The 22,768-nt window shown below is 61.8% G+C and carries 18 protein-coding genes; 10 read left to right on the top strand and 8 right to left on the bottom strand.

The window, feature by feature from the left end:
- Positions 1-10: 10 nt before the first annotated feature.
- From AC1DNK_RS13875 to AC1DNK_RS13865, 3 genes are read left to right on the top strand one after another with little or no spacing between them, the layout of a single operon-like run.
- Complete coding sequence (locus AC1DNK_RS13875; RefSeq protein WP_112388622.1) at positions 11-1,774, top strand: type I secretion system permease/ATPase; 1,764 nt, start codon at positions 11-13, stop codon at positions 1,772-1,774.
- On the top strand, positions 1,771-4,272 hold the full coding sequence (locus AC1DNK_RS13870; protein WP_477941643.1) for a calcium-binding protein: 2,502 nt from the start codon (positions 1,771-1,773) through the stop codon (positions 4,270-4,272). The genes AC1DNK_RS13875 and AC1DNK_RS13870 overlap by 4 nt, the downstream gene beginning before the upstream one ends.
- Positions 4,273-4,283: 11 nt before the next feature.
- A complete protein-coding gene (locus AC1DNK_RS13865; RefSeq protein ID WP_477941641.1) occupies positions 4,284-5,606 on the top strand; it encodes an HlyD family type I secretion periplasmic adaptor subunit in 1,323 nt (440 codons plus the stop codon).
- A gap of 56 nt (positions 5,607-5,662) precedes the next feature.
- Here the strand turns inward: AC1DNK_RS13865 and AC1DNK_RS13860 are convergent, their stop codons facing one another.
- The 5 genes from AC1DNK_RS13860 to AC1DNK_RS13840 form a co-directional block, all read right to left on the bottom strand.
- The gene (locus AC1DNK_RS13860; RefSeq protein ID WP_477941640.1) at positions 5,663-7,666 is read right to left on the bottom strand and encodes an aldo/keto reductase; all 2,004 of its coding nucleotides are present in this window, start codon (positions 7,664-7,666) and stop codon (positions 5,663-5,665) included.
- 42 nt (positions 7,667-7,708) lie between these two features.
- Entirely contained in the window at positions 7,709-8,791 is a 1,083-nt protein-coding gene (locus tag AC1DNK_RS13855; protein ID WP_477941639.1) for an ABC transporter ATP-binding protein, read from the bottom strand.
- A gap of 12 nt (positions 8,792-8,803) precedes the next feature.
- Entirely contained in the window at positions 8,804-9,640 is an 837-nt protein-coding gene (locus tag AC1DNK_RS13850) for a carbohydrate ABC transporter permease (protein ID WP_477941638.1), read from the bottom strand.
- Positions 9,637-10,497, bottom strand: a complete 861-nt coding sequence (locus tag AC1DNK_RS13845) for a carbohydrate ABC transporter permease (protein ID WP_477941635.1) — start codon at positions 10,495-10,497, stop codon at positions 9,637-9,639. Before AC1DNK_RS13845 ends, AC1DNK_RS13850 begins: the two co-directional genes overlap by 4 nt.
- Positions 10,498-10,574: 77 nt before the next feature.
- A complete protein-coding gene (locus AC1DNK_RS13840; RefSeq protein WP_477941633.1) occupies positions 10,575-11,849 on the bottom strand; it encodes an ABC transporter substrate-binding protein in 1,275 nt (424 codons plus the stop codon).
- A gap of 86 nt (positions 11,850-11,935) precedes the next feature.
- On the opposite strand from AC1DNK_RS13840, the gene AC1DNK_RS13835 reads away from it, so the two are divergent.
- From AC1DNK_RS13835 to AC1DNK_RS13805, 7 genes are all read left to right on the top strand, one after another.
- On the top strand, positions 11,936-12,841 hold the full coding sequence (locus AC1DNK_RS13835) for a helix-turn-helix domain-containing protein (RefSeq protein ID WP_477941632.1): 906 nt from the start codon (positions 11,936-11,938) through the stop codon (positions 12,839-12,841).
- A gap of 40 nt (positions 12,842-12,881) precedes the next feature.
- Positions 12,882-13,649: an SDR family NAD(P)-dependent oxidoreductase gene (locus AC1DNK_RS13830; protein ID WP_477941630.1), complete on the top strand. Its 768-nt coding sequence runs from the start codon at positions 12,882-12,884 to the stop codon at positions 13,647-13,649.
- Between the two features lie 34 nt (positions 13,650-13,683).
- Positions 13,684-15,303 carry a GMC family oxidoreductase gene (locus AC1DNK_RS13825; RefSeq protein ID WP_477941629.1) on the top strand — a complete coding sequence of 540 codons (1,620 nt, stop codon included), beginning with the start codon at positions 13,684-13,686 and terminating at the stop codon, positions 15,301-15,303.
- A gap of 94 nt (positions 15,304-15,397) precedes the next feature.
- Positions 15,398-15,874: a MarR family winged helix-turn-helix transcriptional regulator gene (locus AC1DNK_RS13820; protein WP_477941628.1), complete on the top strand. Its 477-nt coding sequence runs from the start codon at positions 15,398-15,400 to the stop codon at positions 15,872-15,874.
- Positions 15,875-15,924: 50 nt separating this feature from the next.
- A complete protein-coding gene (locus AC1DNK_RS13815; protein WP_477941813.1) occupies positions 15,925-17,934 on the top strand; it encodes an FUSC family protein in 2,010 nt (669 codons plus the stop codon).
- Between the two features lie 6 nt (positions 17,935-17,940).
- Positions 17,941-18,150 carry a DUF1656 domain-containing protein gene (locus tag AC1DNK_RS13810; protein ID WP_112388635.1) on the top strand — a complete coding sequence of 70 codons (210 nt, stop codon included), beginning with the start codon at positions 17,941-17,943 and terminating at the stop codon, positions 18,148-18,150.
- Positions 18,147-19,034 carry an efflux RND transporter periplasmic adaptor subunit gene (locus tag AC1DNK_RS13805; protein ID WP_477941626.1) on the top strand — a complete coding sequence of 296 codons (888 nt, stop codon included), beginning with the start codon at positions 18,147-18,149 and terminating at the stop codon, positions 19,032-19,034. Before AC1DNK_RS13810 ends, AC1DNK_RS13805 begins: the two co-directional genes overlap by 4 nt.
- Before the next feature lie 6 nt (positions 19,035-19,040).
- Here AC1DNK_RS13805 and nrdF read toward each other — a convergent pair whose 3' ends face one another.
- From nrdF to nrdI, 3 genes are all read right to left on the bottom strand, one after another.
- Positions 19,041-20,015 (bottom strand): class 1b ribonucleoside-diphosphate reductase subunit beta, encoded by a 975-nt coding sequence (gene nrdF / locus AC1DNK_RS13800; protein ID WP_477941625.1) that lies wholly within the window; start codon positions 20,013-20,015, stop codon positions 19,041-19,043.
- A 211-nt stretch (positions 20,016-20,226) separates the two neighbouring features.
- On the bottom strand, positions 20,227-22,386 hold the full coding sequence (nrdE, locus tag AC1DNK_RS13795; protein ID WP_477941623.1) for a class 1b ribonucleoside-diphosphate reductase subunit alpha: 2,160 nt from the start codon (positions 22,384-22,386) through the stop codon (positions 20,227-20,229).
- On the bottom strand, positions 22,356-22,766 hold the full coding sequence (gene nrdI, locus AC1DNK_RS13790) for a class Ib ribonucleoside-diphosphate reductase assembly flavoprotein NrdI (RefSeq protein ID WP_477941620.1): 411 nt from the start codon (positions 22,764-22,766) through the stop codon (positions 22,356-22,358). Before nrdI ends, nrdE begins: the two co-directional genes overlap by 31 nt.
- Positions 22,767-22,768: the final 2 nt, after the last annotated feature.

Raw genomic sequence — 22,768 nt, 5'->3', positions numbered from 1 at the left:
GGTGAAAGACATGCGCCCCAAGACTCCATTGACCGGCAACAAGCGTAAACAGGTCGAGAAACTGACCCACGGACTGCGCGGAATATTCGTCTTCCTGTTCTTCACATCAGGGGTCATCAACATTCTGGCGCTGACCGGCTCCTTCTACATGCTGCAGATCTATGACCGCGCCCTGACCAGCGGCAGCGTCCCGACACTACTCGGGCTTTCGGCCCTGGCGATCGGCCTCTACCTGTTCCAGGGTTTCTTCGACATCATCCGCTCGCAAATCTTGGTGCGGATGGGCGCCCGGCTCGACAGCCGGATCGCACCCATGGCTCATCAGGTGGCAATCGACATGCCGCGCTTCGGATTTTCGACCGCAGAGGCGCTCGAGCGCGGGCGCGATGTCGATACCGTTCGCAGCTTTCTCGGCAGTCAGGGTCCCGTTGCCCTGTTCGACCTGCCATGGGTGCCGCTCTACCTCGTCTTCGTCTACATGCTGCATCCCTATCTCGGCGCGCTGACTTTCGCCGGCGCCTTCGTGCTGTCGATGCTGACCATCGCGACCGAGCTGATGACGCGGCGGCTCGCGAGTGCCACGCACAAATCGGGCATCGAGCGCAATGCGATCGCCGATTCCAACGCCCGCAATGCCGATATCCTGAAAGCCATGGGCTTTGCCGGCCGCGCGGTGGATCGCTTCAACCGCGCCAACCAGGATCACCTGGAACTGCAGACCCGCACCAACGATATTAGCGGCACCTTCGGGGCGATCTCGCGCGTACTGCGCATGATCCTGCAGTCGGCCGTCCTCGGTCTCGGCGCATGGCTGACGATCCAGGGAGAGCTTTCGGCTGGCGCAATCATCGCCGCCTCGGTCGCCTCGGCCCGGGCGCTTGCGCCCGTCGATCTGGCGATCGGCAACTGGAAGGGTTTTGTTGCCGCCCGAACCGCCTTCATCAGGCTGAAGGAGACGGTCATCGCGCTTGCCGGCGCAGTACCGCCGATGGCGCTGCCGGCGCCCGCCCGTACGCTGAAGGTGGAGAAGATAACGGTCGCTGCTCCGGGTTCCGGACGGGTGCTTCTCAGCGAAGTGAGCTTTGAGATCGCCGCCGGTCAGGCGCTCGGCATCATCGGCCCGAGCGGCGGCGGCAAGACCACACTGGCGCGCGCTCTGACCGGGGTCTGGCCGACCCTTCGCGGCAGTGTTCGTCTCGACGATGCCGAGCTGACGCAATGGTCGGACGACGATCTCGGCCAGCATGTCGGCTATTTGCCGCAGGATGTGGCGCTGCTCGATGCGACGATCGAGGAGAACATCGCGCGGCTGGAGCCCCAGGTCGATGCCCGGGCGATCGTCGATGCGGCGCAGACGACAGGCATCCACGAAATGATCGTGCGGATGCCGGATGGCTACCGCACGGCACTCGGTCCGCAGGGCGTCTCGCTTTCGGCCGGACAGCGGCAGCGCATCGGCCTTGCGCGGGCGCTTTACCGCAACCCCTTCATCGTCATCATGGATGAGCCGAATTCCAACCTCGATGGCGAGGGCGAAATGGCGCTGACACAGACGATCAAGGCGGTGCGCGCGCGCGGCGGCATCGCCGTCGTCATCGCCCACCGGCCAAGTGCGCTTGCCGCCGTCGACATGGTTGCCGTCATCCAGAACGGAAAGATGGTCGCCTTCGGACCCAAGGACGAGATCCTGAAACCAACCGCAGCCGAACCGGTCAGCCGGCCGGCGGCGGCCGCACAGATCGGATCACGCATCACAGCGAGGATGTCAGAATGATCGAGGTCAAAGGAACCAAAACCGCAAAGACGGAAGAAACCCCGCACGATCGCTACGTCCTGAAGAATGAGGACAAGCAGTCGAAAGTGCCGATGTTCATGACCCTGTTTCTGACTGGCTTCGCTCTCTATCTGAAGACAGCGCTCTCTCATCAGCAGCCAAACCCGCCCGCTGAAGAAGCAGATGCCCGGCCGGCGCTGGACGACGAAGAACTGTTGCCAGCGGCCGACGCTGTCACGGCTCTTGCGGCGGCAGGGATCGAAGACGACGAGGCCGAAGCCCTGCAGGCGGGAAAGAAGGCCTCGGGCGTGACGCTCTCGAACCACAAGAACAGCGTGAGCTACGCGCTGACCGATTCTCCGGCGATCGAATTCAACAGGCTCAATCTGCCAAGCCTGGCCCTGTTGAAAAGCTCAGGCGGGATTTCGGTTTCCTTCCACGCCTCGAACGACAATGCATGGAAGGCTTCGAAAGCGGCCTCGGCCGGGCCGCAAACGAGCAACGGCAACGGCGGCAGCAACGAGCGCGTCTCTTTCCCCACCCCTCAAACAGGAAACGAAAAACCGCAAAACCGCGCCCCGCGTATCGGCAGCCCGGTCACCCTCGCTGACGTTTCCGGTTGCGCCATCGCCTTGATCGGCCTTGCCGACCTGCTGCGCGGCGCGCTCGATCCCGATGGCGATCTCCTGTCCGTGCGGGATCTGACGGTCTCATCGGGCAAGCTGGTGCAGACGGCAGGCGGGTTGAGCTACGACGCGGCGGGGCTCGGTCCCGTGACCATCACCTACCAGATTACCGACGGCACGGCCTTCGTGTTGCAGACCGCGCATTTCTCGGTGGTCAAGGCGGCGCCGGTCATCGGTACGGCTGGAGACGATCTGCTTTCGGGCACGCAATGCGCCGACGAGATCGGCGGGCTGGCCGGAAACGACAATATCGACGCCAGAGACGGCAACGACACCGTGGACGGCGGCGATGGAGACGACAATATCGTTGGCGGCAGCGGCAACGATACGATCCGCGCAGGCAACGGTAATGACATCGTTCTCGGCGGTCTTGGCGACGATCACATATGGGGTGGCCGCGGCAATGACCGCCTCTATGGCGAGGAAGGCCGCGACACGATCTACGGCGAGGAGGGCGACGATCTCATCAGCGGCGGCGCGGATGCCGATATCCTTCGTGGCGGCGACGGTCACGACCGAATGACTGGCGATGCCGGCAACGACATCCTGGACGGTGAAGATGGCGATGACGACCTTGACGGAGGCGATGGCGACGATATCCTCTTCGGACAGCCGGGCACCGACACGCTGAAGGGCGGCACCGGCAACGATTTCCTGAGCGGCGGCAGCGGCCGGGACACGGTGAAGGGCGAAGATGGCGGCGACACGGTCGCAGGAGACGCCGACCGGGCCGACGACATCTACGACGGTGGCGCCGGGATCGATACCCTCGACTATTCGGCGCTGGCCGAGGCGGTCGAGATCGACCTCGCCGATGGCATCGCCTCCGGAGCGGAGATCGGCGATGACGCCGTCTCGAATTTCGAGATCGTCCGGGCCGGGGCGAATGACGATGAGGTGACCGGCAGCTTTGCCGACGAAGCGATACACGGCAATGCCGGCGACGACTATCTGAGCGGCGGCGGCGGCACGGATCTTGTCGAAGGCGGTGACGGCGATGATGTTGTCGAAGGCGACATCGATGCCGTGGCCGACCGTTACGATGGCGGAAGCGGCATCGACACGCTCGACTATTCCGCAGCAGTCATGTCGATCGTCGTCGATCTCGCGGCCGCTGATGCGACGGGTGAAGAGATCGGCAACGACAGCATCAGCAATTTCGAGATCATCAAGACCGGCAATGGCGATGACACCCTGCATGATGATGAAGGCGCCGATCTTCTCTGTGCCGGAGACGGCGACGATATCGTGGTCGCGGCAGCCGGTGCATCTGATGACGAGTACCGCGGTGAAGGCGGCTTCGACACGATCGACTATACGCAGGCAGCGCACGGCGTGCTGATCGACCTCAACACCGGCACCGCTACCGGATTCGATGTCGGCCATGATGTCATCGAGGGTTTCGAGAAGGTCATCGGCGGCGCGGGAGACGATACGGTCCGCGCCGGACCGCTGGCTGTCGTGATCGAGGGTGGGGCCGGCGACGACACGTTCGAATTCACTGTGGCCGCCGGTGAAAGCAGCGCCGATGTTGTCCACCAGATCCTCGATTTCATGGTCGGGGACCGCATAGACATCTCGAAATACAAGATCTTCGAGGAGGTTCTGGACGGTCTCGAGGATCGTTTCGAGGAGATCTATGGCGACAAGGCGGATGACGAGCCCCTGCCGATCCGCGTTCGCCACGAGGGAACCGATGAGATGAGCCGGACCTTCATCGAGGTCGATATGGACAAGGACGAGCACTACGAAATGACGATCAACCTGACGGGGCATCATCTGCTTGTCATCGTCGAAAATCCCGCGGCCTAGGAAGGTAAGACATGTCTCGAAACCAGCAAAGATCCCAGGCCGCACTTTCACCTGAGGACAACAATACATTTCCTGTGACTGCCCGCGTTGTCGCCGGCATGGCGCTTGGCGTGCTGCTGTTTGCCGGGGCTGGAGGATGGGCGGCGACGACGCAGCTCAGGGGCGCGATCATCGCCCCGGGCGTCATCATGGTGGACCGGAACCTGAAGTCGATCCAGCATCGAGACGGGGGCATCGTCAGCGAGATCGCCGTGAAAGAGGGCGATGTCGTCACCAAGGGGCAGATCATGCTGCGCCTCGACGACGCCCAGACCCGCGCGGAGCTCTCGATCGTCAAGGCGCAGTTGATCGAACTGACGGCGCGTCAGGCACGGCTGATCGGCGAACGCGACAATGAGGAGGCCATCGTCTTCCCGCCGGATTTCGGCACGGAGTTCCCGGCCATTGCTGCAGGCGAGCGCCGTCTCTTCGACGGCAACCGCAAGAACCGGCAGAACCAGAAGCAGCAGCTTCAATATGGCATTTCGCAGCTCGAGGAGGAGTTGAAAGGCCTCGTCGCCCAGCATGACGCCAAGACCGGCGAACTCGAACTGGTGAAAACCGAACACACCAAGATCAAGGGCCTCGCCGACAAGAAGCTGATCGATACATCCCGCAAATATTTCATCGACCGTGAACTCGCGAAACTGACCGGCGAGAGCGGAGAGATTCAGGCCAATATCGCTCGCTCGCGGGCACGCATGAGCGAGATACAGGTGCAGATCATCGCCATCGACGAGGCGGCCCGGACAGAGGCGCAGCGAGAATTGAGCGTCGTCGAGCCGAAACTGTCGGAATTGCGGGAGCGCCGGGTCGCCGTCGAGGACCGGCTGTCGCGGACCGATATCCGCGCACCACTATCAGGAACCGTCAACGAGCTCTTCGTCCACACGATCGGCGGCGTCATCACGCCGGCAGAGAAGCTTCTGACCCTGGTGCCCGCTGACGCGGCGCTTAAGATACAGGCGAGACTTGCGCCCACCGATATCGATCAGATTTCGGTCGGCCAAGACGCGAGAATGCGTTTCTCCGCCTTCAATCAGCGCGCAACGCCGGAGTTGAAGGGTAACATCGCCTATGTCTCGGCGGCAACCAGCACCGATCCTGCGACGGGTCAGATCTTCTATCTCGCCGATGTTGCCGTGCCTCCGGCAGAAATGGCAAAGCTCGGCGCCAACAGGCTTTTACCGGGCATGCCTGTCGAGGTGTTCGTCTCCACCGAGGAGCGAACGGCAATGTCATTTCTTGCCAAGCCGCTGACGGATCAGTTCAACCGGGCCTTCCGCGAGGAATAGGAGCATTTCATTCTTGGCGGGGCGCGCTGCTTCAGTGCGCCCCGCTGCCTAATTTATCAGCCTTCCAGCCACTTCACCTGCTCGGGCGTCAGCTTGATATCAAGCGCCGACAGGCTGTCTTCCAGCTCGGCGATCGTCCGCGGCCCAATCAGCGGGATGACCGGGAATGGCTGGGCGATCACATAGGCAAGCGCGATATGGATCGGACTGCGGCCGAGCTGCTTGGCGAGCTCGATCGCCCGGTCGCGGCGTTCGAAATTGCGGTCCGAATACCAGCAACGGACGATTTCCTCGTCGTCATGCTTGTCGCGTCCGGCACGATCGGTGAAGAAGCCGCGGCCCTGGCTCGACCAGGCGAAGTTCGGGATCTGCTTCTTGTTCAGCCACGTCTTCCACTCGTCGTCGGAAGACGTCACGCAACCCGCCCAGATCGGATCCAGCATCTCGGCCAGCGAGAAGTTGTTGGAAAGAGCAGCCGGCGCGGTCTTGCGGTTCTTGTCCGCGTAAGCGATTGCTTCTTCCATGCGGCCCCGCGTCCAGTTCGATCCGCCGAAGATGCCCCGGATGCGGCCCCGCTTGACCTCGGCATCCATCGCATCGACGAATTCGCCGACCGGAACGGCGGTGTTGTCGCGATGCATGAAGTAGATATCGACATAATCGGTATTCAGCCGGTCGAGCGACTGGTCGAGCTGCTTGGCGATCATGTCAGGATAGCAGAGCGGCGAGTGCGCGCCCTTGCCGATCAGCACGATCTCTTCGCGCGATACATTGCGGCTGGTGTGCCAGTCGCCGAAAATGCTTTCGGTCTTGCCGCCGCCGTAAACGTAAGCCGTATCGAACGCGTTGCCGCCCGCCTCGTAGAAGGCATCGAGCGTCAGCGATGCGGAAGCAAAGTTCGGGAAGAACTCGAAGCCGAGCGTCACCACCGAAGCGGGCTTCAGGATGCCCGGGATTTCGCGCTTCGGAATGCTGTTGCCGAGCTTGACCGGAGCGCCTGCGAGATTGAGCGTCCGCTTCGTTGCCTTCTCGACCCCGTATTCCAGGCCGACCGACGCGCGCCACTGATCGAGAACCCGGAGATTGCCGACGGAATCCGCCCAGCTCATGCCCGGGGAGGTGAACTCATGCTGTCCAGCGCGGATCGCATCGCCGGCGGCATCGACCTCGAACGAATAGAGCCAGCGGTCTTCCTTGACCTCAATGGTCTCCTGCTCGTTGCCCTTGAAGATCTCGATCTTGCCGGTGCCGCCCTTGTGGCCGGAAGCGAACCAGAAATCCTTGACCTCGATCCGGCCATCGGAGCCGATGACGCGCAGCGTGTTGTCCTGGTTCGCCATGATCGAGCAGGACACTTCGGCGATGATCGAGTTCGGGAATTTCAGCACCGCCGAGGCCCACTCATCGACACCGGACTGGCCGAGATGGGCGACGCCCGAGACCTTCTCGGGCTCAAGGAACGGCTTGCCTTCGGCAGCACCGGCAATCAGCCGCGCCATGGAGACCGGATATCCGCCGACATCGAGAATGCCGCCGCCTGCGGTATCGTTGGAAAACAGCCGGTGCTCGGGCTTGAAGCTTCCCATGTTGAAACCGAAGCTGGAGCGGATGATCCGCACGGTGCCGATGACGCCGCTCTTCACCAGCTCGACGATCTTCGCCGTCTGCGGATGGACGCGGTACATGAAGGCTTCACCGGCAAAGACGCCGGCCTTCCTCGCCTCGTGATAGATCGCGTCCGCATCGTAAGCGGAGAGCGCGATCGGCTTTTCAACGAGCACGTGCTTGCCCGCGCGGATCGCCTTGATCGCCCACTCGGCATGGCCGGTATGCGGCGTGGCGATATAGATCGCATCAATCTCGGGATCAGTGAGCAGCGCGTCATAGCCCTTGACGATACGCGCGCCCGGGAAGCCGTCGCCGAGGCCCGGCTTGTCGGGATTGCGCGTCGCGATCGCCGCAAGCTTGCCGGTCCGCGAATGCGCGATGCCATCCGCAAAGGTGCGGGCGATGGTGCCCGGGCCGATGATGCCCCAGCGGATCGTTTGCTCTGAACTCATGACTATTCCTCTTTCGATGTGGTCGTCTTGGGATTGCGATACTCAGCGCAGGCGTTGGCCGGCGCTGTCGAACAGAAATGTGCGCTTGGCCGACAGCGAAACGGCCAGACTGTCGCGATTGCCGGTGGTGCGGGATTCCGGCCGCTCGATGATCAGCTGCTCGCCGCCCAACGTGGCGTAGATGTAGCTGGTATTGCCGAGATGCTCGGCGACATCGACGCTGACGGTCATGTCGGCGTCGCCCTTGCCCGCATCACCGAAATGCTCGGGGCGGACGCCCAGCGTCACGTCGGTTCCCTCCGCAAGGGTCGCAGTCAGCGGCAAGGTCAGGCGGACATTCCGGTCTGCGGCAAGCGCGATGGTCAGTCCCGCGGCGTCCCTGCCTGTCACGACCGCCTTTAGAAAATTCATCTTCGGCGAGCCGACGAAACCGGCGACAAACTGGTTTGCCGGATCGTCGTAGAGATCGAGTGGCGCGCCGACCTGCTCGATATTGCCAGCCCTGAGCACGACGATCTTGTCGGCCAGCGTCATAGCTTCGGTCTGGTCGTGGGTGACGTAGATCATCGTCGTGCCGAGCTGCTTGTGCAGCCTCGAAATCTCGACGCGCATCTGCACGCGCAGCTCGGCATCAAGGTTGGACAGTGGCTCGTCGAACAGGAAGACCTTGGGCTCGCGCACGATCGCCCGGCCGATCGCCACGCGCTGGCGCTGGCCGCCCGAGAGCTGCTTGGGGCGGCGCTGCATCAGCTCGTTGATCTGCAGGATCCCGGCGGCGTGGCTGACGCGCTTTTCAGTATCTTCCTTCGGATTGCCGTTCATCCGCAGGCCGAAGGAAAGGTTTTCCGCAACCGTCATATGCGGATAGAGCGCATAGGACTGGAAGACCATGGCGATGCCGCGGTCGGCGGGCTCGACATCGTTGACGACCCTGCCACCGATATCGATCTCGCCACCAGAGATGTCCTCCAGCCCGGCGATCATGCGCAGTAGCGTGGACTTACCGCAGCCCGACGGCCCGACAAAGACGACGAACTCGCCGTCCTTGACCTCCAGATTGGCGCCGTGGATGATTTCCAATGCACCATAGCGTTTGACGACGTTTCTGAGTGAAAGCTCTGCCATGCGGCTCCCCGATTATTTGATTGCGCCGGCGGCGATGCCGGCGATGAAGTGGCGCTGCAGGAGCACGAAGACGACGAGGATCGGCGCAGTGAGCATCGTCGCCCCCGCCATGATCCCGCCCCAGGAGACCTTGGTGAGGCCGATCAGCGTGCCGAGCGCCACCGGTGCGGTCATCATCGCCGGCTTGGAGTTGATCAGCAGCGGCCAGAGATAGTTGTTCCAAGACACCAGGAAGAGGATGATCGACAGCGCCGCCATGGTCGGCCGCGCCAGCGGCAATGCGATGCGCAGGAAGATCTGCCATTCCTTGACGCCTTCGACGCGTGCCGCGTCGAAAAGCTCGTTCGGCATCATCGAGAAGGACTGGCGCATGAAGAGCACACCGAGCGAATTGAAGAGCGGCGGAACGATCAGCGCCACCCAGGTATTCGCCAGCTTGAACTCGCGCGCAACCATGATGAACTGCGGAATGACCACGACCGCAAAGGGCAGCGTGATGGTGCCGAGAATGATGGCGACGACGACCGAGCGCCCGGCAAAGCGGTAGCGCGCCAGCGCCCAGCCTGCCATCGAGGTCAGCAGCACAGACAGAATGGTGTAGATGATAGCCACCGAGATCGACGTAAACATCGCCCGGGTAAAGCCGGTCTGGGCCTCAAGATCCTGGAAATTGGCGATGAAGTTCGTCGATGGAAGCAGCACGATCTCGGGGCTGAAGATGCCGTAGTCGGGCATGGTCGAGAAGATGAACATCATCCACAGCGGGAAAAGCCAGATGATCGCCAGCGGCGTCAGCACCGCATGCAGCGCGATCCGCCTCAACAGCAGTGATTGCGACTTGGATTTCATTTCGCTTCCCTCCCGACCCACAGGTTGAGCAGTGAGATCGCAACCGCCAGTGCCGCTATTGTGTAAGCCACGGCTGACGCATAACCGAAGTTTAGCGACAGGAAGCCCTGGCGGTAGAGCAGCAGGCCGAGCGTCTCCGTGCCGCCGCCCGGACCGCCGCGATTGGTGATCAGGAACGGTTCGGTGAAGAGCTGCATCGTGCCGATAACGGATAGAACGACGCAGAACAGAATGATCGGCTTCAAGAGCGGCAGGGTGATGTGAAAGAACTGCTGCGTCTTGCTGACCCGGTCGAGCGTCGCAGCCTCGTAGACATCCTCAGGGATCGATTGCAGCCCAGCAAGGATGATGATGGCGTTATAGCCTGCCCAGCGCCAGGTCACGGCGATGATGACGAGCGCCATGGCGGCGTTAGCATTATCGAACCAGGAGACCGCCGGCAGGCCGACAGATGTGATCAGCTTGTTGACGATGCCGAAATCAATGCTGAACATCAGGCGGAAGACTGCCGCATAGGCGACCTCGCCGACGACGACGGGCGCGAAGAAGGCAAAACGGAAGAGTGGCCGCAGCTTCAGGAGCGGCGAATTCAGGAGCACCGCCATGACGGTGGCGATCGCGATCATCACCGGCACCTGGATGACCAGGATGATCAGCGTGTTGTAGAGCGCGTTGTAGAAAGCCGGGTCGCCGAACAGGCGCCCCCAATTGGCCGAGAGGCTGTATTTCCACGGATTGACGCGCGTATTTTGAAACGAGATCAGAAACGAACTGATGATCGGCCACACCCAAAAGGTGGCGAAGACGATGAGATAGGGCGCGAGGAACGCATAGGCGCTCCGGTTGCGGATCGGCATGTTTTCCTCCTCACAGACGCAACGAGCCATCCCGGAGGATGGAGAACCGGGCGCCGCAAAGCGCCCGGCTTCGTCACTTATTCTGCGATCGGAAGACCGGTCGCGGTGGCGATCTGCTTGGCAGCGTCGTCAAGCGCTGCCTTGGCATCCGGGAAGCCACCGGCGAAGTATTTGGTCTGCGCTGCCTTGTAGATGGCATCCGCATCCGTCTGGTACTGCGTGCCGCGGCTCGGCTTGATCTTCGGCAGGGTCGAGAGAATGTCGGCCCAGACCTTCTGACCGCCCCAATAGGGCTGCGGTTCGTTGACGAACGGATCCTGGACGGCCGAGAGAAGCGACGGCACAAGGCCGAAGGACTTCAGCATCGTCACCTGGCCTTCATTGGTGCCAAGCGAGTAGTTGATGTAGTTCCAGGCCGCTTCCTTGTTTTCGGAATTGGCGGCAATCGCCAGCGAAGAACCGCCGAGGTTTGCAGCATGCGGACCATCAGCCGTCAGGCTCGGCATCATGTAGACGCCCCACTTGCCGGACAGATCGGGCGAGCCGGAGCGGATCGTGCCTTCATACCAGCCGCCATACATCTGGCTGGCCACCTTGCCCGCGGTATTCGCCTGGATCTTTTCGTCCCAGATGGCAGCCGTCAGCGTGCCGGCATCCTTCATCTGTTTGACCTTGTCCAGGGTCGCAACGCAGGCAGGCTTGTTGATGGTGATTGACTGGCCGTCCTCGGAGAAGTAGCCGCAGCCCTGCTCGTTGGAAATCATGCGGAACCATTCGCTGTCGCCGTTGAAATCGGCCTGCGCCATGACGACGCCAGGATTGGCGGCCGAGATCTTCTTGCCGGCGGCGATGAAATCGTCCCAGGTCTTGATGGTCGTAGGATCGACGCCAGCCTTTTCATAGAAGTCACGGCGGTAGAAGACGGCAACCGGACCGGAATCCCACGGCATGGCGTAGGCGACGTCGCCGACTTCGAGCTCGGTGCGTTTGAAGTCGGGGAATTTCGCTTGGATGTCGGCGTTGTAGCCGAGGTCCTTCAGATTGGTGAAGCAGTCGGGGAAGCGGTTCCAGAAGATTTCCGCTTCGAAATTCTCGACCGTGACGATGTCAGGCAGGCCGTCTCCTCCGGCGGCGCAGGCTGCCAGCATCTTGTCGAAGACCTGCTGGTTGCCGAGATCCTGCACATCGACTTTGACGTCAGGGTATTTCTTGTTGAAGCCTTCCACAGTGGATTTCAGCGCCGATGCGGCGACGTTCCAGCTCCAGATGGTGAGCGTGCCCTGCTCTGCATATGCGGAGCCGGAAGCAAGCAGCGCGACAGCAGCCGTCGCACCGATAAGATTGAAGCGCATTGAAAATCCTCCCTTTTCAATTGCCGTCCCTTAGCGAACGTGCCTACACTAACCGGAAGGCACCGGCTGTCTCCTAAAAAGGGAATATGGATTTGGCGGAAAGTAAGGTTGCGCAAAGAGCCATCTATCAACCGGGTGCGAGCAGCATCGAGGGGTTGCCCACCGCGCTTCAAATGTTCCACGCCCATCCGCCCGTCATGGCCATGCCGCACTGGCACGCGCAGGTCGAGGTCAATTTCGTGATGCATGGCAGCGTGCATTATCGCATGAACGACCACGAATTTTCGCTCAACGCCGGCGAGATGTGCCTGTTCTGGGGCGGCCAGCCGCATCAGATGGACGAATCGTCCGATGATTCGATTTATGCCGGCGCCCACCTGCCGCTCGTCTATTTCTTCCGCATGCGCCTGCCTGTCGCCATCTCCAGCCAGCTGATGCGCGGCGCCACCATGCTGACCTCGGCGACAGATGCAGCCGACAGCGAAAATTTCGCCCGCTGGCACCGCTATGCGGCATCAGGCGATGCGGCAAAGTCGCAGCATGCGGTGGATGAACTGCTGCTGCGCATCGAGCGCATCCTGCTGGAACCCTATGCGATGATCGGCCTCAGCACGCAGCTGGCCGAAAACGATCCGCCCTATGCCCAGTCGTCGCGCAACGTGGCACGCATGTGCGACTTCATCGCTGCCAATTTCATGGAAGACATCGACACGATCGATATCGCCCGCGCCGCCGATCTCCATCCGAAATATGCGATGAACCTCTTCAAGAAGTCGACCGGCATGACGCTGAGCAAATATGTGAACCTGCTCCGCCTCTCTCGGGCCCAGGCGATGCTGATGAGCGAGGAAGCCAACGTGCTGCAGGTGGCCATGGATAGCGGCTTCGGATCGATCAGCGCCTTCAACAAATCCTTCCGGCATATCGCCGGCATGTCCCCATCCGATTTCCGCCGTGACCTGCGCTCATCAGGAATTTCCACGGCAAACTGATCCCCAACCCATACTCACACCCCATCGAGGAGACCTCACCATGGCTGGAAGACTGGCAGGCAAGATTGCGATCATTTCCGGCGGGGCGACAGGCATGGGCGGAGCAGCCTCGAAACTCTTTGCCGCCGAGGGCGCCAAGGTGGCGATCATCGACCGGAACGAGGAGGCCGCCGCAGAAACCGCAAAGGCGATCCGCGACGCCGGCGGTGTCGCCGACTACTGGGTGGCCGACGTCTCCAATGAGGCGGCCGTCAACGATGCCGTGAGAGGTGTGGAAGACAAGTTCGGTGCCGTCACCGTGCTCTTCAATCATGCCGGAACGATCGTCATCAAGCCGTTCCTCGAAACGACGCTCGAGGAATGGGAATGGCTGCATGGCGTCAACGTGCGCTCGATGTTCCTGATGACCAAGGCGGTCTTGCCGAAGATGATCGCAGCCGGCGGCGGTTCGATCGTGTGCACCTCGTCGATCTCGGCGGTTGCAGCAACGCCGATGGAAGTTCTCTACGACACGACCAAGGGCGCGGTGCACATGTTTGCCCGCGCCATTGCCGTCGAATTCCGCGACCGCAACATCCGCTGCAATGCCGTCTGCCCCGGCTTCATCCGCACGCCGCATGGGTTGCGCGAGGTCAAGGAACTGCAGGCGCTCGGCGTCGATGTGTCGGACGAGGCGATCGCCGCCCAGCAGGGGCGCATCGGTGAGCCCGAAGACGTGGCGCGCGCTGCGCTTTACCTGGCCAGCGACGACTCCAATTTCGTCAACGGCGTCCACCTCTTCGTCGACAATGGCTTCACCGCCATCTGACGAGACAAGACAGGCAGCTCCACCGGGAGGACAGATGGCGCGCGAATTCGATTTCATCATTGCCGGCGGCGGATCAGCGGCTTCGGTGGCGGCCATGCGGCTGGTGCGCGATTTCGGCTTTTCGGTCCTGATCGTCGAGCGTGGCCCAAGCCAGACGGCGAAGCTGATGTCCTTTCCGGCGGGCTACATGAAATACCTCGCCCGCGACGATTTTCTCGAAATGCATCATACCGTTCCCCAGCCGCAGCTTGGCGGCCGCGGGCCGATCGTGCCTGTCGCCAAGGCACTCGGTGGCGGCAGCGCGGTCAATGCGATGGTCTATATGCGGGGCCAGAAGGAAGACTATGACGGCTGGGCGCGCTATCTCGGCAATGGCAGCGAATGGTCCTACGAGGACATGCTGCCACACTTTACCGGCATCGAGGCCAACAGCCGCTTCAACAACGCCTATCACGGCATATCAGGTGAGCTTCGCGTTTCCGAGCCGAAGCATATTTCGGATACGACCGAGGATTTCATCCGGGCCGCCCAGGGGCTCGGCCATTCCTACAATCCGGATTTCAATGGCGAGCGCCAAAACGGCGTCGGCATCATGCAACATACATTCGCCAAGTGGGGCCGTCGCACCGAGCGCTCCGACGCGAAAAAGGCCTTCCTCGATCCCCTGGCAAAGGACGAGCGGCTGCAGATCATCACCGGCGCGCGGGTCGACCGCATCCTCATCGAAAACGGCCGCGCCCGCGGCATCGTCTACACCAGGGGTGGCGAGACGCAGACGGCGATCGCAGGCAGGGAGGTGCTGGTTGCTGCCGGTACCTATAACAGTGCCAAGCTGATGATGCTGTCGGGGCTCGGTCCGGCCGATCACCTTCGCCAGCACGGGATTGCCGTTGCAGCCGACATTCCAGGCGTCGGCGCCAATCTTCAGGATCATCACGAGGTCCCGGTGATCGCGACGACCAAGGGCAAATCCGGATATTTCGGCGAGGACAAGGGCTGGCCGATGATCCGCAACGGACTGCAATATCTGTTCTTCGATTCCGGGCCGGTGACGACAACGGGGATCGAATCCTGCCTGTTCTACGATCCGGATGGCGGCGAGCGGCCGACGATCCAGCTCTATTGCGCGCCGATCGTCTATCTCGACCGCGACGTCTCCTCGGCCAAACCCACCTGGGGCGTGACCTTCACCTCATGCCTTCTGAGGCCGAAGGCGCGTGGCAGCGTCCGGCTGCGCTCCGCCAATCCTGCCGACCAGCCGCTGGTCGATTGCAACTTCTTCGGCGATCCCGCTGATCTGAGGCTGACACTGGCATCGCTGAAGACAGCGCGGCGCTTGCTGGAAACCGAGCCTTTCCTGTCCAAGATCGACATGGAGATCCTCCCCGGCCGCGCCATCCAGGATGAAGAGGCCCTGACGAAATTTGCCGGGCAGACGGTCAAGACCAACTACCATCCCTCCGGTAGCCTGCGCATGGGGCCGGACAGCGACCCCATGGCGGTCGTCGGCAGCGACCTTCGTGTGCGGGGCATCGACGGCCTCCGGGTCATCGATTGCTCGATCATTCCCTTCATCCCTTCGGGCAACACCAACGCTCCGGCGATGGCAATCGGCTCGAAGGCTGCCGAGATGATCGCCGCCAGCCACGCCTGAGCTAAAGGCCGCCCAGCATGGCCAGATTGCCGCAGCCAATAAAATAGATAGCGAATAATTTGAATCCTATCGAATTTGGTGTTATATGCAGCGCATGGACACCTACAACAGCCTTCAGCGCGTCTTCACCGCCAACCTGCTTTCGACCGGCCGCCAGTGGCGCCGCGCCGTCGACCTCGCACTCAGCAGCCACGGAATCTCCGAGGCCTGCGCCGCCCCGCTTCTCTGGATCGGCCGCCTCGGCGGCGGTGTCCGGCAGGTAGTGCTGGCAGGCCATGTCGGCATCGAGGGGCCTTCACTGGTTCGTCTTCTCGATCAGCTCGAAACACTTGGCCTTGTCGTCCGCAAGGACGATCCCGCCGATCGTCGCGCCAAGGGTCTTTATCTGACCGATGAGGGCAGTGCCCTTGCGGCGCGTATGGAAGCCGTGCTCGACGAGCTTCGCGAGCGCATTCTCCAGGATGTCAGCAAGGCCGACCTTGAAGCTGCCGTGCGCGTACTGCAGGCTTTCGACAATATCGACGTGACGCAGACCAGCGCCCTCGAAAAGGAAATCGAGGCAGCGTCGTGACATTGGGATGGCGTGACTGGCTTTTCTCGGGCAAGGCCTTCCTTGCATCGATGCTGGCGCTGTTCGTGGCGCTGTCGCTCGACCTGCCGCGGCCCTACTGGGCGATGGCCGCCGTTTATGTGGTGGCCAATCCGCTGGCGGGCGCGACCAGTTCCAAGGGACTTTATCGCGCGCTCGGCACACTGCTCGGCGCTTCGGCGGCGGTGTTCTTCGTTCCTCTGTTCGTCAACGCTCCGGAGCTCCTGTCTCTGGTCGTGGCGCTCTGGACCGGCACGCTGCTCTTCATCTCGATGCTCGACCGCAGTGCTCGAAGCTATGTCTTCATGCTCGCCGGCTATTCGCTGCCGATGATCGCCCTGCCTTCCGTCGGCTCGCCCGAGACGGTCTTCGATACGGCGCTTGCCCGCTCGGAAGAGATCATCATCGGCATCGTCTGCGCCAGTATCGTCAGCGCCGTCATCTTTCCGGCCAGCGTCAGCTCGCTGCTCGGTCAGCGCATCACCACCTGGCTCGATGATGCCGGAAGCTGGGCCGACGAGATCCTGCGCGGCGAAGGCGCCTCGCCCGCCACGCCGCTGAAGCGCCAGAAGCTCGCCTCCGATGTGACCGGTCTTGATCTCGTCATCAGCCAGCTCGGCCATGACGCGAATGGCCGCGATATCGTCCGTCATTCACGCGAATTGCGCGGCCGCCTGCTGATGCTGCTGCCGCTGTTTTCTTCGCTTGCCGACCGTCTTCACGCGCTGAAAGCCTCCGGACAGGAGCTGCCGCCGGCGCTTTCCACGCTGCTCAACGATACCGCCGCCGGGTTGCAGCAGGGTGGCAAAGGCAAGCCGGACGGCACGGGCGCGAACCTGCGCCGGCGCATCGACGATGTTCAGGGCTCCAAAAGCCGCGAAACCGGCTGGAACGCCCTGCTTTATCGCAGCGCGCTTGCCCGCCTCGGCGAGATCGTCGATCTCTGGCACGATTGCCTGACCCTGCGCGACCAGATCGCCAGCGGCCGCCATGCGGGCCCTTGGCATCCGGTTTTTCGCCACCGCCAGGTGGTCGGCCGCGTCAGGCACTATGACTATGCGCTGATTGCCTTCGCTGCTGGTTCGGTCGTTGCCGGGATCGCCATAGCCTGCTTCTTCTGGATCTTTACCGGCTGGCAGAATGGCGCGGGCTTTGTCACCATGGCTGCCGTCGCCTGCTCGTTCTTCGCCGCGATGGACCGGCCCGCGCCCTTCATCCGCTCGATGTTCATCTGGTCGGCTCTGAGCCTCGTCATTTCGTTCATCTACATCTTCGCGATCCTGCCGGCGGTCAATTCCTATGAGCTGCTGGTGGTTGTCTTCGCACCGCCATTCCTGCTGCTCGGACTGCTGATCACCCGCCCGCAGTTCAACATGCTGGCGATGCTGCTATCGGTGAACAGCGCGAGCTTCATCGCCCTCCAGGATCGCTACACATCCGACTTCACCACCTTCACCAATGAGGCGGTCGCGGCCCTTGCCGGCATCGGCTTCGCATTGGTCTGGACGCTGATCGCCCGCCCCTTCGGCGCCGAGCTTGCCGCTTGGCGGCTGGTTCGCGCCGGATGGAGGGATCTGGCAGAGACCGCAGCCGGGGAACGCCGCACCGACCACGAGCGGCTCTCGGGCCGTATCCTCGATCGCCTGGGTCAGTTGGTTCCGCGCCTGGCCGCCATCGAGGATCGCGAGTTGAAAAAGGTCGATGGCTTTGCCGATGTGCGCCTCGGCTTCAACGTGCTGATGCTGCAGACCCGGCGCACGGAACTAACCGGCGCAAGCGCCGCCTCCATCGGCCGCGTGCTCTCAGGCGTCTCCGATTTCTACCGGGCGCGGCTCGATGCCGGCCAGGCAATCGATCCGCCCGACGAACTGCGTGCCGCGATCGACGACAGCCTCGGAACCATCGCCCATGAACGGGCGGAGACCCGGGACAATATCGATGCCCTGGTCGGCCTGCGCAGGGCGCTCTTTCCCGAGGCCCCGCCGCCGGACTGGCCCACGCCCGAAACCATCTCAACCCCGCTTCAGATTGCAGCCGAGTAAACCGTTATGCCTGCCGAATTCGATCTCTATGGCGTCTATGTGCCGCGCCTTCTCGTTCTCATGGTGCTTTCCCTTCTTCTCGTGATGATCGTCCGCCGCGGACTGAGCTGGCTGGGTGCCTATTCGCTCGTCTGGCACCGCGGCCTCTTCGATCTCTCCCTCTATGTGCTGCTTCTCGGAGCAGTCTCCTCTTTGACACGCTGGTACTTCGCATGAACACGCTGAAATCAATCTCCCGCCTGATCGTCACCCTCGCCTTCGTTGCCGCCGCTGCCTATGCCGGACATGGCCTCTGGGTGCATTACATGGATGAACCCTGGACGCGCGACGCGCGCCTGCGCGCCGATGTCGTCGGCATCGCACCGGACGTTTCCGGCCTTGTCAGCGACGTCGCCGTCAAGGACAACCAATCGGTCAAGAAGGGTGATGTGCTGTTCCGCGTCGATGGCGAGCGCTTCAAGATTGCTCTCGCCCAGACCGAAGCCGCGCTCGAAGGCGCCAAGGCCATGCTGGAACAGGCCCGCCGCGAAACCGACCGCCAGCAGCGCCTCGGCGATGCCGCCTCCGTGCAGCAAAAGGAACAGGCGCGCACCGCCGCCGACCAGGCGGAAGCCACCTATCTCCAGGCCGTCGCCAACCGCGATCTGGCACAGCTCAATCTTGACCGCTCAGCCGTCAAGGCGACCGTCAATGGCACGGTTTCGAACCTCAGCCTGCGCCCCGGCGACTATGTCACCGCCGGCACCGCCAAGGTCGCGCTCGTCGACACCGACTCCCTGCGCGTCGAAGGCTATTTCGAGGAAACCAAGCTGCCGCGCATCCATGTCGGCGACAGCGTCACGATCCATCTGATGGGCCATAGCCAGACCCTGGAAGGCCATGTCGACAGCATCGCCACCGGCATCGAGGACCGCGAGCGCACGTCCGGAACCGGGCTGCTGGCCAACATCAACCCGACCTTCAGCTGGGTACGGCTGGCGCAGCGCGTTCCTGTACGTATCAGCCTCGACAAGGTGCCCGACGGTGTGCAGCTGATTGCCGGTTTGACGGCGACGGTCGAAGTCGGAAGCCAAAGCTCCGACCTCGCCTCGCTCGACTGACGCTGCTCAGAAGTTCCAGTCCTCGTCCTCGGTCGCTACGGCCTTACCGATGACGTAGGACGAGCCGGAGCCCGAGAAGAAGTCGTGGTTCTCGTCGGCATTCGGCGAGAGCGCCGAGAGGATCGCCGGGTTGACCTTGCAGGCCTCCGGCGGGAACAGCGCCTCGTAGCCGAGGTTCATCAGCGCCTTGTTCGCGTTGTAGTGCAGGAACTTCTTGACGTCTTCGGTGAGCCCGACGCCGTCATACAGCGCCTCGGTGTACTTGGCCTCGTTGTCGTAGAGCTCCAGCAGCAGATCGAAGGCGAAATCCTTGATCTCCTGGCGGCGGGCCTCCGGCAGGCGGTCGACGGCGCGCTGGAACTTGTAGCCGATATAGTAGCCATGCACCGCCTCGTCGCGAATGATCAGGCGGATCATGTCGGCGGTGTTGGTCAGCTTGGCGCGGCTCGACCAGTACATCGGCAGATAGAAGCCGGAATAGAACAGGAAGCTTTCGAGGAAGACGCTGGCAACCTTCTTCTTCAGCGGATCACCGGAAGCATATTGCTCCATGATCAGCGCCGACTTCTTCTGCAGAAACTCGTTTTCATCGGACCAGCGATAGGCGTCGTCAACGTCAGGCGTCGAGCACAACGTCGAGAAGATCGACGAGTAGGAGCGCGCGTGCACCGCCTCCATGAAGGAGATGTTGGAAAGCACCGCCTCCTCATGCTGGGTCGAAGCATCGGCCATCAGCGTCACCGAGCCGACGCCGTTCTGGATGGTGTCGAGCAGCGTCAGGCCGGTAAAGACCCGGATCGTCAACTGCTGCTCTTCCGGCTTCAGCGTCGCCCAGGAGGGAATGTCGTTCGACAGCGGCACTTTTTCCGGCAGCCAGAAATTGCCGGTCAGGCGGTTCCAGACTTCGAGGTCCTTGTCGTCATCGATGCGGTTCCAGTTGATGGCGCGGACGCGGGATACGGGTTTGGCGTGCATGTTCATGGGGAATCTTTCCTCAATCAGTTCTGTTGGAGGACGCGGCCCCCTCACCCTAACCCTCTCCCCGCTGGGGAGAGGGGACGTGCCCGCCTACACGCCTCAATCAAGGGGCTGACGGGCGCTTCGGTTCCCTTCCCCCCAGCGGGGAGAAGGTGCCGGCAGGCGGATGAGGGGGCTCCGGGCTCAAGCGTTGCTAAAGCGATAAGGCTTCAAATCACAGCGTACACGACACACATCCCTCCACCTGCGTCCCCTCCAGCGCCATCTGGCGCAGACGGATGTAGTAGATGGTCTTGATGCCCTTCTTCCAGGCATAGATCTGCGCCCGGTTGATATCGCGCGTCGTCGCCGTGTCGCGGAAGAACAGCGTCAGCGACAGGCCCTGGTCGACATGCTGGGTCGCAGCCGCATAGGTGTCGATGATCTTCTCCGGCCCGATCTCATAGGCGTCCTGGTAATAGTCGAGATTGTCGTTGGTCATGAAGGCCGCCGGATAATAGACGCGGCCGATCTTGCCTTCCTTGCGGATCTCGATCTTGGAGACGATCGGATGGATCGATGACGTCGAGTGGTTGATGTAGGAGATCGACCCCGTCGGCGGCACGGCCTGCAGGTTCTGGTTATAAAGCCCGCCTTCCATGACGGCCGTCTTCAGTGCCAGCCAGTCTTCCTGGGTGGGGATTTCGATACCGGCGTCGTTGAACAGGTCGGTAACCGTCTGCGTAGCCGGTTTCCATTCTATTTCGGTATACTTGTCGAAATATTCGCCCGATGCGTATTTGGAATTCTCGAAACCCTTGAAGCTCTGGCCGCGCTCGACAGCCAGCCGGTTCGAGGCGCGGATCGCGTGATAGGTCACCGTGTAGAAATACATGTTGGTGAAATCGACACCCTCTTCGGAGCCGTACTGGATCCGCTCGCGGGCGAGATAGCCGTGCAGGTTCATCTGGCCCAGGCCGATCGCGTGGCTCTCGTCGTTGCCCTTCTCGATCGACGGGACGGAGGAGATGTGGCTCATGTCGGAAACTGCCGTCAGCGCCCGGATCGAGGTCTCGATCGTCTTGCCGAAATCGGATGAGTCCATGGCGGCGGCGATATTCAACGAGCCGAGATTGCAGGAAATGTCCTTGCCCATCACCTTGTAGGAGAGGTCATCGTTATACTCGCTGGCTTCGCTGACCTGCAGGATCTCGGAGCACAGATTGCTCATGGTGATGCGCCCGGCGATCGGGTTCGCCCTGTTCACCGTGTCTTCGAACATGATGTAGGGATAGCCGCTCTCGAACTGGATTTCGGCGACGATCTGGAAGAAATCGCGGGCCTTGATTTTCTTCTTCTTGATGCGGCTGTCGGCCACCATCTCGCGGTATTTTTCGGTCACCGAAATCTCGGTGAACGGCACGCCGTAGACACGTTCCACGTCATAGGGCGAGAACAGGTACATGTCCTCGTTGTTCTTGGCGAGCTCGAAGGTGATGTCAGGAATGACGACGCCGAGCGACAGCGTCTTGATGCGGATTTTTTCGTCGGCATTTTCGCGTTTGGTATCGAGGAAGCGCATGATGTCGGGGTGATGGGCGTTGAGATAGACGGCACCGGCCCCCTGGCGCGCGCCGAGCTGGTTGGCATAGGAGAAGGCGTCCTCGAGCAGCTTCATCACCGGGATGATGCCGGAGGACTGGTTCTCGATATGCTTGATCGGCGCGCCCATTTCGCGAATGTTGGTCAGCGACAGCGCCACGCCACCACCGCGCTTCGACAGCTGCAAGGCCGAATTGATCGAGCGGCCAATCGATTCCATATTGTCTTCAACGCGCATCAGGAAGCAGGAGACCAGCTCGCCGCGCTGCTTCTTGCCGGCATTGAGGAAGGTCGGCGTCGCCGGCTGGAAGCGGCCGGAGATGATCTCATCGACCATGTCGCGCGCTAAGGCCTCGTTGCCCTGCGCCAAGGCGAGTGCCACCATGCAGATGCGGTCTTCATAGCGCTCCAGATAGCGCTTTCCGTCAAAGGTCTTCAGCGTGTAGCTTGTGTAATATTTGAAAGCGCCGAGGAAGGTCGGGAAGCGGAATTTCTTGTCATAGGCATGGTCGAAGAGATCGCGGACGAAATTGAACGAATACTGATCCAGCACCTCCTGCTCGTAGTAGCCCTCAGTCACGAGGTAATCGAGCTTCTCCCGGAGATTATGGAAGAACACGGTGTTCTGGTTGACGTGCTGCAGGAAATACTGCTTCGCCGCCTGCCGGTCCTTGTCCAGCTGGATCTTGCCGTCCTCGTCATAGAGGTTCAGCATCGCGTTCAGCGCGTGGTAATCCAGCCCTGTTTCCGCGGCCTGCGCCTTTACAGGGCGCTCGAGAACTGCCGTGTCCAAAATCGTTCCAATCCGTGTTTGACATTGGCAACATCATCAGCGGTGCCGAGCAGCTCGAACCTGTAGAGGTACGGCACCTGGCATTTCTTCGCGATGATGTCGCCGGCAAGCCCATAGGTCTCGCCGAAGTTGCTGTTGCCCGCGGCAATCACGCCGCGGAGGTTCGAACGGTTTGCCGCATCGTTCAGGAAACGGATCACCTGCTTGGGCACAGCTCCCTTGCCGCCCTCACCGCTATAGGTTGGGACCACAAGCACATAGGGTGAGACGGCTTGAAGCGTCTCGCCTGATATCGGGATGCGCCGGGCGGGAAGGCCGAGCTTTTCGACGAAGCGATGAGTGTTTTCCGACCGGCTGGAAAAATAGACGATCTCGCCCATCG

It is taken from the genome of Rhizobium sp. 01N424 (assembly GCF_056399485.1).
The sequence above is the reverse complement of the archived record's forward strand: the minus strand, read 5'-3'. Positions and strand labels throughout refer to the sequence as shown.

Excerpts from the sequence above, each read along its gene's own strand:
- AC1DNK_RS13845 (WP_477941635.1), bottom strand. The coding sequence starts at position 10,497 with ATGCCGATCCGCAACCGGAGCGCCTATGCGTTCCTCGCGCCCTATCTC.
- AC1DNK_RS13830 (WP_477941630.1), top strand. The coding sequence starts at position 12,882 with ATGGCTGGAAGACTGGCAGGCAAGATTGCGATCATTTCCGGCGGGGCG.
- AC1DNK_RS13835 (WP_477941632.1), top strand. The coding sequence starts at position 11,936 with ATGGATTTGGCGGAAAGTAAGGTTGCGCAAAGAGCCATCTATCAACCG.
- AC1DNK_RS13815 (WP_477941813.1), top strand. The coding sequence starts at position 15,925 with ATGCTGGCGCTGTTCGTGGCGCTGTCGCTCGACCTGCCGCGGCCCTAC.
- AC1DNK_RS13875 (WP_112388622.1), top strand. The coding sequence starts at position 11 with ATGCGCCCCAAGACTCCATTGACCGGCAACAAGCGTAAACAGGTCGAG.
- AC1DNK_RS13810 (WP_112388635.1), top strand. The coding sequence starts at position 17,941 with ATGCCTGCCGAATTCGATCTCTATGGCGTCTATGTGCCGCGCCTTCTC.
- AC1DNK_RS13805 (WP_477941626.1), top strand. The coding sequence starts at position 18,147 with ATGAACACGCTGAAATCAATCTCCCGCCTGATCGTCACCCTCGCCTTC.
- nrdF (WP_477941625.1), bottom strand. The coding sequence starts at position 20,015 with ATGAACATGCACGCCAAACCCGTATCCCGCGTCCGCGCCATCAACTGG.
- AC1DNK_RS13860 (WP_477941640.1), bottom strand. The coding sequence starts at position 7,666 with ATGAGTTCAGAGCAAACGATCCGCTGGGGCATCATCGGCCCGGGCACC.
- AC1DNK_RS13825 (WP_477941629.1), top strand. The coding sequence starts at position 13,684 with ATGGCGCGCGAATTCGATTTCATCATTGCCGGCGGCGGATCAGCGGCT.
- AC1DNK_RS13820 (WP_477941628.1), top strand. The coding sequence starts at position 15,398 with ATGGACACCTACAACAGCCTTCAGCGCGTCTTCACCGCCAACCTGCTT.
- nrdI (WP_477941620.1), bottom strand. The coding sequence starts at position 22,766 with ATGGGCGAGATCGTCTATTTTTCCAGCCGGTCGGAAAACACTCATCGC.
- AC1DNK_RS13855 (WP_477941639.1), bottom strand. The coding sequence starts at position 8,791 with ATGGCAGAGCTTTCACTCAGAAACGTCGTCAAACGCTATGGTGCATTG.
- AC1DNK_RS13850 (WP_477941638.1), bottom strand. The coding sequence starts at position 9,640 with ATGAAATCCAAGTCGCAATCACTGCTGTTGAGGCGGATCGCGCTGCAT.
- AC1DNK_RS13865 (WP_477941641.1), top strand. The coding sequence starts at position 4,284 with ATGTCTCGAAACCAGCAAAGATCCCAGGCCGCACTTTCACCTGAGGAC.
- AC1DNK_RS13840 (WP_477941633.1), bottom strand. The coding sequence starts at position 11,849 with ATGCGCTTCAATCTTATCGGTGCGACGGCTGCTGTCGCGCTGCTTGCT.
- AC1DNK_RS13870 (WP_477941643.1), top strand. The coding sequence starts at position 1,771 with ATGATCGAGGTCAAAGGAACCAAAACCGCAAAGACGGAAGAAACCCCG.